Genomic DNA, 16,495 nt, shown 5'->3' with positions numbered 1-16,495 from the left:
TGCAAATTTCATCAATTTAACAATAGGATGGCAATCCTTTCCGTTAATTCGCATATGAAAAGATTTTTCCTGTTATCTGGACTAGCCCTAGGTTTGCTCTCCTGTAACAACCAGGAAGCCACTCCGGATGTATCTCATATTAAATTAGCTGTTGAAGTTCAACATTTCGAAGATGATTTTTTTGCCATGGATACCACACAGCTGGAAGTTTCTATTCAGGCTCTGAATCAAAAATATCCAGGATTTACAACTGATTTTCTTTCCAATATCCTCGAACTGATGCCACAAAGAGAAGCAGCAGATCTCAAGGGTTTTTATAAGGCGTATCAACCGTTGTACAAATCCAGTGCTGCTATCTTTAAAAAACAAAATGAAGAAGTCAGCAATATTAAAAATGGATTACAGCTGGTGAAATATTATTTTCCACAGTATGTTCTGCCCAAAAAACTCATCACATTTGTGGGGCCTGTTAACAGTTTTGCTTCTATTATAACGGAAGATGCCATTGCCATAGGATTACAATTGTTCATGGGCAAAGACCATCCGCTTTATACCAGCGAACAGGGACAAATATTATACCCGGCTTATATTACAAGAAGATTTGAGCCGGAGTATATTCCGGTAAGTGCTATGAATGCGATTGTGATGGATTTGTACCCTGGTCAGTATTTTGGAAAACCATTGATTGTTCAAATGGTGGAATCAGGAAAACGAATCTATTTGGCTGATCATTTACTTCCATCAACAGCAGACTCTTTAATTATAGGGTATCAGCAAAAACAGCTGGACGCCTGCTATTCCAATGAGAAAAATATTTGGGCTTTTTTTGTTCAAAATGACATGTTGTATAAAACCGATCCGCAACTGATTCGGGAATACGTGACAGATGGACCCTTTACCAATGCGCTTGGAAAAGATTCTCCCGGAAATATTGGTCAGTTTGTGGGTTGGCAGATTGTAAAAAAGTGGGCTGCAAAGAATAAAGGGATTAGCATGGATTCGCTCATGAAAAAAGACCCTATTAAACTATTTGAAGAATCCAGATACAAGCCAGGTTAGCCTGCTATTGCTGAGGGTTAATTCATTTTAGATGGTGCTACTAAATCAAAAGCTGGAATAGGCACTTTAAATGTTTCCTGCGAATATTGATTAATAAGGGTATATGTTCCCTGCATTTTCCCCATTTCAGTTTTTAAATTACAGCCGCTTACGTAGGTATATTGCTCCCCGGGAGCTAGTATCGGTTGTACTCCCACAACCCCTTCTCCTTCTACTTCCCTGTGTTCTGCGTTGCTGTCGAAAATAAACCAATGTCTTCTGAGTAATTGTACCGAAAATTTATTGTGATTCTCTATGGTAATTCGGTAGGCAAACATGAATTCCCCTTTCAGTGGATTACTGTAATCGGACTGATAGAAAACTTCTACTGTGATTTCAATTCCCGCTGAAATTTTAGAAACCATAGATATTGTTATTGATCATTGTAAATGTAGGTAAATTAACATTCTATATGGTCTATTTTAAGAAATTAACCTGTGAATAATTGCTTAAAATCATTGATTCGGCTGTACTTTTGCACCACAAAAATTAACGATTATGACAAAAATTGCTGTAGCTAAAGGAGATGGAATTGGTCCAGAAATTATGGACGCTGTTTTGTCCATTTTTAATGCCGCCAATGTACCCCTTGAATATCAGGTAGTTGAAATGGGAAAATGGGTGTTCGACAAAGGCTACAGCAACGGGATGACTCCGGAAGCGCAGCAAACCATTGAGTCATTGGGTATATTATTTAAAGGGCCTATGGAAACACCAAAAGGCAAGGGAGTGAAAAGTGTGAATGTAACTGCCCGCAAAACATGGAATACTTACGCAAACAAAAGAACATTCCAGACACTACATGGCGTAGATACTGTTTTTAGTAAAGCCGGAGTGCCTATTGATATAACGATTGTAAGGGAAAATATTGAAGATACTTATGGTGGTATTGAGCATATGCTTACGAACGACGTTGCATTGAGCAGACGATTCATTACACGTCCAGGTAGTGCTCAGGTAATCCGTTATGCATTTGAAATGGCTAAGAAGAAAGGGTGCAGAAGAATTACCTGCGGACATAAAGCCAATATCATGAAACTTACTGACGGTTTATTCCTTGAAGTGTTTTATGAAATTGCCAAGGAATATCCGGAACTAAAAGCGGATGATGTAATTGTTGATGATTTATGTATGAAGCTAGTTAGCCGCCCTGATTTATTTGATGTGGTGGTACTAACTAACTTACAGGGTGATATTGTAAGCGATCTTTGCGCTGGTTTGGTAGGCGGGCTAGGATTTGCTCCTTCTGCTAATATTGGGGATCATATTTCCATATTTGAAGCAGTGCATGGTACTGCACCAGATATAGCTGGTAAGAATATTGCGAATCCAACAGCTTTATTGTTAAGTGGGTTTGGCATGCTTCGTCACCTCGGATTGATGCAGTCCGCAGCAATGATTGAGAATGCTCTCTTGTACACCCTAGAATCTGGTCAGCATACAGGTGACTTTGGTGATAAGAACACAACTGCATTAAATACCACTGAATTTGCAAATGCCATTATTGCCAACTTTGGTAAGCAACCTGCTCACAATCCAAAACCGCTATTGAATGATGCGGCCATCACCCCAACTGTATTCAAACTAGAGCACAACCCAATGTTGGAATCCAAGGAGGAAATGAATGAATTTATTGTTGGAGTAGATATGTTCATAGAAAGCAATGAACAGCCTACTATAGTAGCAGATAAATGTTTACAGCATACCTTTGATTTATTTAAACTGGTAACTATCAGTAACCGTGGTACCCAGGTATGGCCTAAAGGTTCGGTGTTCACCAATTTGGTAAACCAGTACCGTTGTCGTTTTGAGAGTGTGGGTGACCAACCACTGACCCAGACCGATATCGTTGAACTATACAAGCGCCTTACGGCTGATTTTAAAGTATGTTCAACAGAAATTTTGAATATGTGGGGCGATAAAAAAGCCTACAGTCTGGCACAGGGGCAGTAATTGAGTTGATTTTTAACGTAATTTCACGGCTCATTTAAAGCAGATACGAACAATGGCTGAAGTGATATTAATGCCCCGATTGAGTGATACCATGACTGAAGGGGTAATTGCCGCATGGCATAAAAACGTGGGAGACACAGTTAAAAAAGGTGATCTTCTGGCAGAAATTGAGACAGATAAGGCTACAATGGAGCTGGAAAGCTACCAGGACGGTGTCTTATTGCATATAGGTACTCCCAATAGCGGAAAGCTACAAGTAAACGATTTACTTGCCATTTTTGGTAAGCAAGGAGAAGATATTAGTGAATTGATTAAAATTCACGGGAGCAACGGAGCTGCTTCAGCGGCAACTGCAACTCCTGTAGCAACTGAGGCACCTGCTTCAGCAGCTGCACCAGCGCCAACAGCAAGTAGTGCTCCAACAGTGGATATTGCTGCAATGGAAGAAGTAGTATTAATGCCTCGTTTGAGCGATACCATGACGGAAGGCGTTATTGCTTCCTGGCAAAAAAATGTGGGTGATGTAGTAAAAAAAGGAGACGTACTTGCAGACATTGAGACTGATAAAGCCACAATGGAACTGGAAAGCTATAAAGATGGTATTTTGTTGTACCAGGGAGCTCAACCAGGAGAGAAAATTTTAGTAAACGAATTACTTTGTATTATAGGTAAGGATGGATTGGATGTGGCGGGAATTGTAGCAGCTGTTAAAGCAGGATCTGGTTCTACCGCTTCTGTGGCAGCACCGGCTACAGCAGCTCCTACACCAGCACAGGCAACACCAGCCTCTGTGGCAGCACCAGTGTCTGAACCAGCTGTAGTGAATACAGGTAGAATTTTTGCTTCTCCTTTGGCCAAAAGAATTGCAGCGGAAAAAGGAATTGATCTTAAATATGTGAAAGGGTCAGGTGACAATGGAAGAATTACTAAAATAGATATTGATCAGTATACGCCTGCTACGGCTGTTGCTGCATCTGCACCTGCTGCAAAATCTGCAGCGCCTGCAATCAGCAATGCAGTTGTTGGACAAGTAAGCTTTACCGATGTTCCTGTTTCACAAATGCGTAAAGTAATTGCCAAGCGTTTGAGTGAAAGCTTGTTTACTGCACCGCATTTTTACTTAACCATGCAAATTGACATGGATGCAGCCATTGCAGCAAGAACTAAAATCAATGAAGTAGCAACAGTAAAAGTCAGCTTTAACGATTTAGTGGTGAAGGCAACAGCTATGGCTTTGAAAAAGCATCCAAAAATCAATAGTAGCTGGATGGGCGACTTTATCCGTTACAATGATCATATTAATATTGGCGTAGCAGTAGCAGTAGATGAAGGCTTATTGGTTCCGGTTGTAAGATTTGCAGACAGTAAATCTTTATCACAGATTGGTGCCGAAGTAAAAGATTTTGCTCAAAGAGCAAAAGACAAAAAATTACAACCATCAGACTGGGAGGGAAGTACTTTCACTATTTCTAATTTGGGCATGTTCGGAATTGATCAGTTTACTGCAATCATTAATCCTCCGGATGCATGTATATTAGCAGTGGGTGGTATCTCTCAGGAACCTGTAGTAAAGAACGGTCAGGTTGTTCCGGGAAATATCATGAAGCTCACATTAAGTTGTGACCACAGAGTTGTAGATGGAGCAACAGGCGCTGCTTTCTTGCAAACTTTGAAGCAATTGTTGGAAGAGCCGGTAAGAATGTTGGTATAAATTAATTCCATTACATTGGGCGTGTTGATATACAAAAACAAGACATTAGTAATAAATAAAAAACCTCACGTTAAGTGAGGTTTTTTATTTGCAAAAGAAACGTATTGTTTAGTGATCCCAATCACATCCAATAGGTGCACCTGGAGGTATCTCTTTATGTTGTGGTAATGCAATATCATTGGGATTGTTTATCCTTTCAATTGCATAGCTGAAATGAGCTTTATCGTTGTTGTTATTGAGTTGAGTAGCTGCATATTTTTTCAATGCATCTAATCTGTTGTAACAAATTGACTGTACAGTATAGTTGGCTTGTTCGTTTTTGCTAAGAGCAAGCAACCAGGTTAGTACCATTTGCTGGGTTTGTTTTTGAACTTCTCTTGCTAAACCCTTTGCCGGCTTGGCTTTCCAGGTTCCATTAATAACCGCATCCAAAACATCATCCCATCCTGGTGTACCCGACATTGCCTTTAATTGCACCAGTCTATTGGCGCGTTCCGCGTTAAAAAGGAAAGATAATTGAAAATGGGTCAATGCCTCAGCTGCAGCCAATGGGTCAAAGCTCATACCTGTTCTTTTCGGAAAAGTTTCTCCTACTCCATAATACATAGGAGGTCGGGGTGGTATCATTTGTACAATTCTATCAGGAATTGTTAATACTTCTGGAGATAAGCTTTTGAGAATAGCCTGTAATGCCTTTAACTGAGTAGCAGCAGGAACTACTGTTGGTTGTATCTGTTTGTCACCTCTTACATTATAGCTGTAGTTAATACCGCCAATTAATTTACTTACGGCTTCGGCCTGATAACGGTGGTAATTGTATACTGGCACCAATACATCTTCCAGTAAGCTCATTGGTTCGTTAGGACGAATGGCATTCTCGCTGAATTTTTCCAGCGCCTTCTTTCGAACTGCCAGCACGTTGTCCATTTCAGTTACAGCATCAGCACTATTATCCCATAAATGGGCATCGGGATGAAATCCTCCTGCAGCTCTTGCATCAGCATCGGCAATGAATAATAATCCTCTACGTTGATTTTCTTCCAATAGGCTATTAAGTGCATTCTTTTCATCAACGCCATCTGCAAAATGCGTATAACCATACCGAATAGCTCTTTTATCCCACTCACCAATTTCATTGGTATATACTTGACTAAAATCGACTTCCCCTTTATTGTTTAAAGTAACGGCAGGGTGGGGATAATCCATTACAGAAGCTCTGTTGTTAACGCTAGATGCATAATTGTGTTGCAGGCCCAATGTGTGACCAATTTCATGTGCCGATAACTGCCTTAGTCTTTGTAATGCAGCCTGACGCATTGTTTCTGGAACTTTTTTGCCCGTTTCGTACGGAGATAGTAATCCAGTAAAAATTAAATAATCCTGCCTTACTCTTAAGGACCCGAGTGTTACCTGCCCTTTGATAATTTCTCCAGTGCGCGGATCTGAAACGGAGGCACCATAACTCCATCCTCTGGTTGAACGATGTACCCAGTTGATCATATTGTATCTGATATCCATAGGGTCTGCAGAATCCGGCAGTATTTTAACGATAAATGCATTCTTGTAGCCTGCTGCTTCAAATGCCTGATTCCACCATTTTGCTCCATCCAGCAAGGCGGAACGAATTGGCTCAGGTGTTCCATTATCCAAATAATAGATGATTGGTTTTACCGGTTCACTCACGGGGGCGGTTGGATCTTTTTTAAATAAACGGTGTCTGGATATCACCATTTGTTGTATTGGCTCTGCAAAATCGCTGCTATAGTCATAGAAAGACTTTCCAAAGTATCCGCTTCGTATATCGTATTTTCTGGGCTTATATTGATTGTCGGGTAGCTGAACAAAGGAATGATGCATTCTAACGGTGATTGCTTCTGTAGATGGTGTTACTGCTCTTATGAACCTTCCGGCATCGCCCCCCCCAACAAAACTGATCATAGCTTCAAATTCTGAATTCAGCGGGAAATTTTTTGTGTTGGTCATGTAAATAGCAGAACGGGCTTCGTTAAAAGTATAGCTGCCTTGACGCATGCTTCTGATTTTATCTGCAACGCCATGTGCATCTCTTAAAAGGAATGCAGTCATGTCAATTAAATAGTTGCCATTTTCTTCTGCTTCTATGGTAAAAGATGCCAGTGTTGAAGAAGCGAAAGATTCAGCCACTGCTTTTTGTTCCTGAATATCTGCAGAACTGGCTCTGTAATTATAGTTGGGTTGAATAAGTAATAATTTTTTTCCGACTTTATAAAAATAAACAATTCGGGTATCGCCCAGTTGCCCTCTGTCTAGTCCAATGTCATTGGACCCCAGACCTGCAGGTAAACTATTTATATATAAAAACTCGGTATTAATTTTATTCACCAATAACCAGATTTTTCCGTTTGCTGCATCGTGCCAAAAGGGAAAAAATCCTTCCATTTTTTTCATGGACTTTGTTTTTTCAGTTATTGGAGAGATTACTTGTGCCTGAAGTGTAATAGCAAACAAACAAGCGAGCATGATAAGCCATCTTTTCATGTGTTTCATTTTAATATTTGAGCAGAGAAAAAGAAAAGACCCTGCTTTTACTCAATAAAAACAGGGTCAGGTATATATTGTTAGCTACAAATTAACCGTTGTTTTCTGTACCTGGTGTTTCAGGAGTAAACAGCGTTGGCGCTTCAACAGTTACAGGTGCCGGAGTTGGTGCAACCGGTGTTGCTGCTGCAACAGGTGCTGGAGCACTTACTTTTTTAGCAGGCTTCTTGGCGGCTGGTTTTTTAGCAGGAGCAGCTTTTTTGGGAGCTACTTTTTTTACTGCTTTTTTAGGAGCAGCTTTCTTGGCGGCTGGTTTTTTAGCAGGAGCAGCTTTTTTAGGAGCTACTTTTTTTGCTGCTTTTTTTGGGGCAGCTTTCTTAGCTACTTTCTTTACGGTTTTTTTAGGAGCAACTTTCTTAGCAGCCTTTTTAGGTGCTGCTTTTTTTGCTGCTTTTTTTGGGGCAGCTTTCTTAGCTACTTTCTTTACAGTTTTTTTGGGAGCAACTTTCTTAGCGGCCTTTTTAGGAGCGGCTTTCTTAGCTGCTTTTTTGGGGGCTACTTTTTTGGCTGCTTTTTTAGGAGCTGCTTTTTTAGCAGCTTTCTTTTTACTTGCTTTTGCCATGATGGTATTAGTTTGAATGAAAAGTTTTAGAATGACAGTAAGTTAGAATTTTTTCCTAACAAAAAATAATTCAGCAGGGTTCTATTTTTTTTTGGTTTTGGCATAGCCGTTCTTTAGTAACCAGGCAAGTACCTTATCCCGCTGATCTCCCTGAATGATGGCTTCTCCGTCTTTTGCACTTCCGCCGGTACCGCAAAAGTTTTTCAATTGCTTGGAAAGCTTTTCCAGGTCTTCTCCTAAGCCAATGAAACCAGTCACCAGTGTAACTGTTTTGCCGCCTCTTTGTTTTTTATCGAGTTGTATCCATAGACGCTGTTCGGCGGGAGCAAGCGTTTCTACCTGGTTTTCCTCTTCCCTGCTAAATTGAAAATCTGGGTTGGTGCTGTATACAAAACCGGATTTATCTGCTGTATTTTTCTTACTCATCATGTATTTTTTGGTAAAATAAGCGAAAATTGACTTCCCTTGCCTGGTTCGCTTTTCACCTCGATATTCCAGTTATTGGCTGCGGCATATTCAGCACAAATTAATAGCCCAAGACCGGTACCTTTTTCCTTATGTGTTCCCGGTGTGGTAAAATGGGTTTTTAATTGAAAAAGACGATTTATCTGATCCTGGGTCATTCCAACCCCGTTGTCTGTAACCGCAATACGGATATGGTTGTTCTGGTCTTCACTAATTAGCCGTATAACACCCTTTTCCGGGGTGAATTTGATCGCATTTAAAATCAGATTTCTAATAATGATATCATAGTGCTGAGAGTCTGACATATAATACAGTTCATCGTCAATCTGATTATCAATAGTGATTCCTTTTTGTTGTGCCAATGCCTTCAGCAGGTTAACAGAATATTCAGTCTGTTTTTTTAATTGAAACAGGATACTTTCATTTCCTGCTATACCCTTCATCCTCGATCTCGACCATACCAGAAGGTTGTCCAGAACATAATGAAGGTTCTGTACCTGCAACGTTAGTTTATCTTTTAATTCTTTATAAGTGTCTTTATCCAATGTGTCAGGATCTAACATAGGTAAAACAGCATTTAAGGATGCAATAGGAGACCTTAAATCATGGGAAACGATAGAGAAAACTTTATCTTTTAGTAAAAGGGTTTCTTCCAGTACTTCTTTCTGTTGATTTAGTAATAAGTTCGTTGCTGTTTTAAATTTATTTTTTCTCCAGATTACCAGCAACATGATGACAAAAATAAGCGAAGTGATGAGCAATGAAATGTTTAGAAAAGTTTTTTGTTGACTCTCTTTATCTTGTTGTTGTTTATCTCTTTTTAATTGATTGATTTCAGTTTGTTTTCTTTCTGCTTCAAATTTTGCCTGCATCTCAGCTAGTTTAGACCTGCTTCGTTCCTGATACAAGGAATCATTTAGTGAGCTGAATTTCTTTTGGGCCTGATAAGCTTCTTTGAAATTGCCATTCCCTTCATGAGCGCTAGCCAATAAATTATATATTAACGCAGTTTCTGATTTTGCGCCCATTTGAATACCGAGTGCCAATGCTTTTTCCAGATAAGCGATGGCGGCTGTGTATTTTTTTTCATTGTTGAAGTTTCGACCAATCCGGTATAATCCGGTTACTTGAAGTTGTATACTTTTTGCTTTTTCTGCCAATTGAATTGCTTTTGAAAAATACATTCTTGCACTATCAAGTTTACCTTCAAATTCAGCCAGGTCTCCTTTATTTCTATAAGAAAAAGCCAATAAATAATTATCGTTTAATTGTAGATTTTGCTCCAGTGCTCTTTGATTGAAAATACGAGCACTATCCATTGCTTTCTGTTTAAAAAAACAAAAAGCGATATTATTAAGCGCTCTTCCAATACTTCTGTTGTCGGCTAGACGGCTATGCAATTCCAGGTCCTTTTCAAAAAAGTCAATGGCTCTTTTATAGTTCCCCTGTGAATTATAAACAGAAGCCATGCAGCGATAAGAGGCTGCCAATTCTGGCAAATTCTTCATCTGTTCATTCCATCTGAGTGCCTGGGTGCTATATTCAAAAGCCGAAGTAAAATCTCCTTTTCGATATTTAATCCAGGCAAGATTATTTAAGGCTTTCCCTTTTTCTTTGTGAATTTTATGCTGGGTAGATAATACCAATGCCTGGTTTGCGTAGCTGGTTGCCAGTACAGTATTTTTGTCGGCCAGCAGTTCTGCGAAAAAATTCAATTGTGCTGCACGTTCATTTACCCCTGTCTCTTTGTTGATTAACACATCAATGCTGTCCTTTGAAAAGGGTTGAGCATGACTTGCGTTAATCAGTATAGAAGAAAGGGTAAAACTAAAAAGATAAATTATCTTTTTGATACCTGGCTTCATGCTGGATTTTCTACCGGAAATTTACAACAAATAAGCAGCTATCTCCGGAATTTATAATGAATCTTGAAAATTACTTTGTAAAACTGGCCTTTAAACTTAGATCCAGGCTTTTTGCCTGGTGAATGATGCCGCCGACACTTACAAAGTCTACTCCTGTTTTTGCATAGTCAACAATATTATGAAGACCAATTCCGCCGCTAGCTTCTGTTTCAATCCTTCCCTGAATAAGAGCAAGCGCTGCCTGTATTTGATTGGGTTGAAAATTATCCAGCATAATCCGGTCTATTTTGTTTAACGCCTTGTTGCATACAAGGGTAACATCATCCAGCGTACGGGTTTCCACTTCAATTTTAAGTGGACTGCTCAAAGATTGTGAATATGAATAGGCTTTCTCAATAGCATTGATAATTCCTCCGCAATAGTCAATATGATTGTCTTTTAGCATAATCATATCGTATAAACCAAAACGATGATTGATACCTCCTCCAATTTTAACAGCTTCCTTTTCCAGTAAACGAAAATTTGGAGTTGTTTTTCTGGTATCCAATAACCTGGTGTGAAAGCCATTCAGCAAACTGGTATATTGTCTGGTGAGCGTGGCAATGCCACTCATTCTCTGCATACAGTTTAATACCAGTCTTTCTCCCTTCAAAATTGTATGAACAGTTGCCTCAATTTCAAAAGCAATGTCACCAACCAGCATCCTTTCTCCGTCTTTCTTAAAAACGGTAATGGTGGCATTGGGCTCCAGTTGTTTGAAAATTTTTTCCGCCACAGAAACACCCGCCAGAATACCTGCTTCTTTAATTTTTAAAACGGCCCTGCCTGTTAAGTCTCTTGGAATACAACTAAGCGTAGAATGATCTCCGTTGCCTACGTCTTCTTTGATTGCGTTGTCTACTAAAGCGGATAGGGCAATATCAAATGCACTCATGTAATTAAATTAACTGATACGCATGGTAATAATATAGAAATTGCCTGCTTTTTGTTTTAACTGAACGGTGATGTTAAAACTTTTACCCGATGTGGTCAGCTTTCCCAGTATGTAAATAAGATTTCCTTTTCCTCCTTCGGATACTTTTTCGAATCCTTTAATATTCTGTTCGCTAAAGAATGATTTCAATGCCATGGCAGCCTGATTCTTGCTCATGTTTTTTACCTCATCTTTGTCTAATAATTTAAGATCTACAAAATCGTCCAGGTAAGTGGTTATCATTTCCGGATTGCCAGTCTTTAACGCTCTTACTACCAAATCAGTGTCTGATTGTGCCTGAGCAGAGATGAATCCCCCCAATACCAAACAAATCGTCATTATCCAGTGCTTCATAAAAACCATTTAACCTTAAAATCTGCTATAATCATGCCAAAATCGGCTTTTTTTTCTGTCAGATAAATGTACAGCCAAAAGCTGAATGATAAAAAAGTTAACTTTAACGCATGAGTAAGAAAGTTATATTAATTATTATGGATGGATGGGGACTTGGTCAGGTAAAATCGGCTGATGCTATCCAGAACGCCCATGTGCCATTTGTTAGTTCATTATATCAACAATATCCCAATACTACTTTAACTACATGTGGAGAAGATGTTGGGTTGCCGGATGGCCAGATGGGAAACAGTGAAGTAGGCCACCTGAATCTAGGAGCAGGTAGAGTTGTATATCAGGAACTACAGCGGATTAATGTGGCTGTTAGAGATGGCTCTCTTGCGAAAAACCCTGCTTTACAAGCTGCCATTACTGAAGCTAAGAAGCCAGGAAAAAAATTGCATCTGTTGGGCTTGGTAAGCGACGGCGGCGTTCACTCGCATACCAGTCATTTAAAGGCACTTTGCAGTATTTTTCATGAACAAGGCCTAAGCAATGTTTTTATTCATGCTTTTACGGATGGCCGGGATACAGATCCAAAAAGTGGAATGGGGTATATAGCTTCGTTGGAAAATCACCTGAAAAATTCAACAGGAACCATTGCCACTGTATCTGGCCGCTATTATGCTATGGACAGAGACAAGCGATGGGAACGTGTAGCGTTGGCCTATCATTGTCTGGTTCATGCAAAAGGGGATAAGGCTGTTTCTGCAACAGAAGCTATTGCGAATAGTTATGCAGCGGGTGTTACAGATGAGTTTATTTTGCCAACTGTTATAACCGACGCGAAGGGGCAACCCACTGCCACAATAGCGGAAGGAGACGTGGTAATTGCATTTAATTTCAGAACAGACAGATGCAGAGAAATTACAGAAGTTCTAACGCAGCAGGCTTTTCCGGAAAATGATATGAAACCCCTGCAATTGCATTATACAACCATGACACAATACGACCAGACATTTAAAAATGTTCAGGTCATATTTGAAAACGATAATCTGACCAATACCCTTGGGGAAGTGCTTGCAGCCCATGGAAAGAAGCAAATCCGAATTGCAGAAACAGAAAAATATCCACATGTTACTTTCTTCTTTAGTGGGGGAAGGGAACTGCCTTTTGAAGGGGAGTCTCGCATTATGGCGCCATCTCCCAAAGTGGCCACTTACGATTTGCAGCCTGAAATGAGTGCAGCAGAATTGACCGAGAAGTTGCTGCCGGAAATCGCTGCAGAATCTGCAGATTTTATTTGTCTGAATTTTGCCAATGCGGATATGGTAGGTCATACAGGTGTATTTGAAGCAGTAGTAAAAGCAGTTGAAACTGTTGATAGTTGTGTAGCTAAAATTGTTACACTCGCAATTGAGCATGGCTATACCATCTTTTTAACAGCCGACCATGGTAATGCAGATTATCTAATTAATGAAGACGGGTCTCCCAACACGGCCCATACGCTGAATCCGGTTCCTTTGTTTGTAATTGATAAGACCTGGAGAGGAGAAGTGAAACCTGGAAAATTAGGCGATATTGCTCCAACTATTCTATCGTTCATGAATATCCCTGTTCCGGCAGATATGACAGGAAACATTTTAACCCACTAAAAAATTAACCATGTTTAAAAAAGTATTGCTTGCCTTGTTGGTAGTTTTTCTGATTCTACAGGCTTTCAGACCTGAAAAAAATCTATCAGGTAATAAAGAGAATGATATCAGCACCCTATATGCTGTTCCTGCAGAAGTTGATCAGATTTTGGTGAAAGCATGTAATGACTGTCACAGTAACCAAACCGTGTATCCCTGGTATGCAGAGGTTCAACCTATTGCCTGGTGGTTGGATGATCATGTAAAAGATGGCAAAAAGCATTTGAACTTTAATGAATTTGCAAGTTACAGACTTGCTAAGCAATACCATAAATTAGAAGAAGTAATTGACGAAGTTAAAGAGGGTGAAATGCCATTGGAGTCGTATACCCTTGTTCATCGCAATGCCAATTTAACCATGGAAGAAAAAAATATTCTTGTGAATTGGTCAACGGCGGTGAGAGACACAATGAAAGCAAGATATCCTGCCGACAGCCTCATTATGAAAAAGAAGAAATAACTACAATTGACTTTCCGCAAATTTGTTGTTGCTATACTGCTTACTATTCAGGTTTTGCCTTTATTGGTATTTGCATTTTTACAGGTACAGAAGCAAATGGTCAAGCTTGAAATGGAAAAGGCACTTGCATCTAACAAATTGGAAAGGTTTGTTTTAGAAAGTCATGAGTTTGCTTGGGTAGAGGAAGGAAGGGAAATGAAGATCCGGGGAGTGATGTTTGACGTAGTAGCTTTTACTCAATTAGCCGACGGCCGATTTCAGGTTGATGGATTAACGGATCATAGAGAGCAGGCAATTCATGATAAGACCAATCAGATAGTCCATCATAAGGGAAAGTTTAAGGATTTTCTGGTCAAGTTAATAGTAATTCAATCGATGGGTTTAGTTCAACAGGCTTTGCATTTGCCTGTTCAATGGATTGCGTATAGCCGCACTTTTTTTAGTCTTCAACAGGGGATAAAGCATATTTATCTGGATATAATTGTACCTCCGCCAAGACATTGATTTTTTGTATCCTTCATTTACAGTAACGTAGCATTTGCTACATTTTATCATTAAACATTGAATCAATGATCAATAAATTATTGACCATTATTCCTATGTTGTTTGGTGTGTTTATATCAAATGCACAAACAGCAAAGGATAGTGTTCAGAATAAAGCAATATTGTTAGATGATGTAATGGTGTATTCCAGCCGATTTGCTGAAAAGTTTAAACGGGTGGCACAAACCATTGATGTCATAAATAATAAACAACAATTGAATCTTCAGAATAATACAGCAGATGCTATTATTCAGTCTGGTAAACTATTTGTTCAAAAAAGTCAGCAGGGTGGTGGAAGCCCTGTTATAAGAGGTTTTGAAGCAAGCAGGATTTTAACGGTAGTAGACGGAGTTAGAATGAATAACGCCATTTATCGTGCGGGTCATTTGCAAAATATCATCACCGTGGACAATATGGTGCTTGACCGCATAGAAATTTTATATGGGCCTTCCTCCACTTTATTTGGTAGTGATGCTTTAGGGGGAGTAATTAGTTTAACTACGAAGAATCCCGTTTTAGCAGCAAGTAATAAAACGGAGGTGAGCGGTTCGGCAACTTTGCGTTATGCAACTGCAGTTCAGGAAAACAGAGGCAATGTTCAATTCAATATTGGCGGAAAAAAGTGGGCTTCCTTTACATCTGTAACTTATGGTAGTTTCGGTGACCTGATTCAAGGTGGGCGGCGTTCAGCAGCATATCCCAATTTCGGTAGAAAGGATTTTTATGTTATCAGAAATGGCAATACGGATGTATCTGTACCCAATCCTAATCCGAATAAGCAAATAGCATCAGGATACAAACAAATAGATGTTACGCAGAAATTTTTGTATCAGGCAAGCGATAAAATACAGCATGTATTGAATTTGCAGTTCTCTAACAGCAATGACATACCAAGGTATGATCGGCTATCTGAAAAATCGGGAAATACACCTGTGTTCGCTGAATGGTACTATGGGCCACAAATCAGAAATATGGCAGCGTATCATTTTACTGCTAAGGAACAAAATGGTTTTTTCCGGGACATTAAATTTACTGCTAGTTATCAAGATATTGAAGAGAGCAGAATCACCCGAAGATTTCAAAACAATAACAAAGATTTTCGTTGGGAAAGAATTAATGTTTTTGGGCTGAATTTTGATGCGAAACACTATGCTGGCAATCATGAACTACATGTTGGTGCGGAAACCTATTCCAATTTTCTGCGTTCTACTGCTGAAAGAGTTAATATTGTTACCGGAAATAAATCCAGGATTACTACGCGTTACTCGGATGGTCCAACCAGTATGAGTACCCATGCTGTTTTTGCTCAGCATACCTATAAGATTAATCAGCATTTTACCCTGAATGAAGGACTTAGATTTAATTTGGTTCAATTAAATGCACAATTTGTTGATACTGGATTAACCCGTTTCCCTTTCACGAAAGTCAGACAGGTAAATAAAGCAATCACTGGGAATATTGGTATTGTTTATGCCAGCCCCAATAATTTACGAGCTGCATTGGTGTTCAGTACAGGCTTCCGTTCACCCAATATTGACGACCTCGCTAAAGTTTTTGATTCCAGAACAGGCCTTGTGGTTGTTCCAAATTTGCAGATTAAACCGGAATACACATACAATGTAGAGGCAAATATTCAGCAATACGGAGAACGCTTCAGTTTTGGTGCCGCAGTATTTTATACTTCCTTCACTAATGCATTGGTTTTAGACAAGTTTTTATTTAATAACCAAGATAGTATTTTCTATAGTGGGGTTAAAAGTGCTGTATATGCATTGCAGAATAAAGCCAAAGCCCATTTATACGGATTTAGTGTAAATGCTTCTTTACAAATTATGCCCAAGCTAAATGTAGAAGGGGTAGTCAATATTACAAGGGGACAATTTACAGATGCAGTAAATGGTAGCATTCCACTGGATCATGTTCCGCCAACACATGGAAGAATCGCAATGAAAAAATCAGGTGATAAGTGGAATGCAGAGTTATTTGTTTTATTTAACGGCTGGAAAAAACTAACCGATTATAATCCCAACGGAGAAGATAACCTGCAATATGCCACACCAGATGGGATGCCTTCCTGGCATACCATTAACCTCAGAACAGCTTTGCAGATAAAATCTGCTTTGCAACTTCAGGTTGCGCTTGAAAATATCTTCGATAAGAATTATCGCTATTTTGCCAGTGGCATTTCTGCACCGGGCAGAAACCTTTCCCTTAGCCTGAAAGCCAGTTTTTAATTGCTTGAATAATGGGAAATTTTCATC

Annotated in this window: 14 protein-coding genes; 7 read left to right on the top strand and 7 right to left on the bottom strand. The window is 39.4% G+C overall.

Features of this window, described 5'->3' with window-relative positions; all coding sequences use genetic code 11:
- Positions 1-54: 54 nt before the first annotated feature.
- On the top strand, positions 55-1,059 hold the full coding sequence (gldB, locus tag TEGAF0_RS07835) for a gliding motility lipoprotein GldB (RefSeq protein ID WP_264897510.1): 1,005 nt from the start codon (positions 55-57) through the stop codon (positions 1,057-1,059).
- Positions 1,060-1,076: 17 nt separating this feature from the next.
- Here gldB and apaG read toward each other — a convergent pair whose 3' ends face one another.
- Positions 1,077-1,463 (bottom strand): Co2+/Mg2+ efflux protein ApaG, encoded by a 387-nt coding sequence (apaG, locus tag TEGAF0_RS07830; RefSeq protein WP_264897508.1) that lies wholly within the window; start codon positions 1,461-1,463, stop codon positions 1,077-1,079.
- Between the two features lie 133 nt (positions 1,464-1,596).
- Here apaG and TEGAF0_RS07825 point away from each other — a divergent pair, with 133 nt between their 5' ends.
- Together TEGAF0_RS07825 and TEGAF0_RS07820 are read left to right on the top strand one after the other, a co-directional pair.
- Positions 1,597-3,051 (top strand): NADP-dependent isocitrate dehydrogenase, encoded by a 1,455-nt coding sequence (locus TEGAF0_RS07825; protein WP_264897507.1) that lies wholly within the window; start codon positions 1,597-1,599, stop codon positions 3,049-3,051.
- 52 nt (positions 3,052-3,103) lie between these two features.
- Complete coding sequence (locus TEGAF0_RS07820; protein WP_264897505.1) at positions 3,104-4,762, top strand: pyruvate dehydrogenase complex dihydrolipoamide acetyltransferase; 1,659 nt, start codon at positions 3,104-3,106, stop codon at positions 4,760-4,762.
- A 108-nt stretch (positions 4,763-4,870) separates the two neighbouring features.
- On the opposite strand, the gene TEGAF0_RS07815 is transcribed toward TEGAF0_RS07820, so the two are convergent.
- The 6 genes from TEGAF0_RS07815 to TEGAF0_RS07790 form a co-directional block, all read right to left on the bottom strand.
- Positions 4,871-7,279 carry a zinc-dependent metalloprotease gene (locus TEGAF0_RS07815; RefSeq protein ID WP_264897504.1) on the bottom strand — a complete coding sequence of 803 codons (2,409 nt, stop codon included), beginning with the start codon at positions 7,277-7,279 and terminating at the stop codon, positions 4,871-4,873.
- A gap of 91 nt (positions 7,280-7,370) precedes the next feature.
- Complete coding sequence (locus TEGAF0_RS07810; RefSeq protein WP_264897503.1) at positions 7,371-7,901, bottom strand: hypothetical protein; 531 nt, start codon at positions 7,899-7,901, stop codon at positions 7,371-7,373.
- A gap of 81 nt (positions 7,902-7,982) precedes the next feature.
- Positions 7,983-8,327, bottom strand: a complete 345-nt coding sequence (locus TEGAF0_RS07805) for a translation initiation factor (protein ID WP_264897502.1) — start codon at positions 8,325-8,327, stop codon at positions 7,983-7,985.
- Positions 8,327-10,231, bottom strand: coding sequence for a tetratricopeptide repeat-containing sensor histidine kinase (locus TEGAF0_RS07800; RefSeq protein ID WP_264897501.1), 1,905 nt, complete (start codon positions 10,229-10,231; stop codon positions 8,327-8,329). Before TEGAF0_RS07800 ends, TEGAF0_RS07805 begins: the two co-directional genes overlap by 1 nt.
- A 70-nt stretch (positions 10,232-10,301) precedes the next feature.
- Positions 10,302-11,165: a carboxylating nicotinate-nucleotide diphosphorylase gene (gene nadC, locus TEGAF0_RS07795; protein WP_264897498.1), complete on the bottom strand. Its 864-nt coding sequence runs from the start codon at positions 11,163-11,165 to the stop codon at positions 10,302-10,304.
- A 9-nt stretch (positions 11,166-11,174) separates the two neighbouring features.
- The gene (locus TEGAF0_RS07790; protein WP_264897497.1) at positions 11,175-11,558 is read right to left on the bottom strand and encodes a DUF4783 domain-containing protein; all 384 of its coding nucleotides are present in this window, start codon (positions 11,556-11,558) and stop codon (positions 11,175-11,177) included.
- Positions 11,559-11,668: 110 nt separating this feature from the next.
- On the opposite strand from TEGAF0_RS07790, the gene gpmI reads away from it, so the two are divergent.
- The 4 genes from gpmI to TEGAF0_RS07770 all read left to right on the top strand — a co-directional run bounded on the left by gpmI (position 11,669) and on the right by TEGAF0_RS07770 (position 16,468).
- Positions 11,669-13,192 carry a 2,3-bisphosphoglycerate-independent phosphoglycerate mutase gene (gene gpmI, locus TEGAF0_RS07785; RefSeq protein ID WP_264897496.1) on the top strand — a complete coding sequence of 508 codons (1,524 nt, stop codon included), beginning with the start codon at positions 11,669-11,671 and terminating at the stop codon, positions 13,190-13,192.
- Between the two features lie 10 nt (positions 13,193-13,202).
- The gene (locus tag TEGAF0_RS07780; RefSeq protein ID WP_264897495.1) at positions 13,203-13,691 is read left to right on the top strand and encodes a heme-binding domain-containing protein; all 489 of its coding nucleotides are present in this window, start codon (positions 13,203-13,205) and stop codon (positions 13,689-13,691) included.
- Between the two features lie 6 nt (positions 13,692-13,697).
- Complete coding sequence (locus TEGAF0_RS07775) at positions 13,698-14,195, top strand: hypothetical protein (RefSeq protein WP_264897493.1); 498 nt, start codon at positions 13,698-13,700, stop codon at positions 14,193-14,195.
- 65 nt (positions 14,196-14,260) lie between these two features.
- Entirely contained in the window at positions 14,261-16,468 is a 2,208-nt protein-coding gene (locus tag TEGAF0_RS07770; RefSeq protein ID WP_264897491.1) for a TonB-dependent receptor plug domain-containing protein, read from the top strand.
- The last annotated feature ends 27 nt before the right edge of the window (positions 16,469-16,495 follow it).

Origin of the sequence: Sediminibacterium sp. TEGAF015, assembly GCF_025997995.1 — a bacterium.
Taxonomy (GTDB): domain Bacteria; phylum Bacteroidota; class Bacteroidia; order Chitinophagales; family Chitinophagaceae; genus Sediminibacterium.
This window is presented reverse-complemented; position numbering and strand designations above follow the sequence as displayed.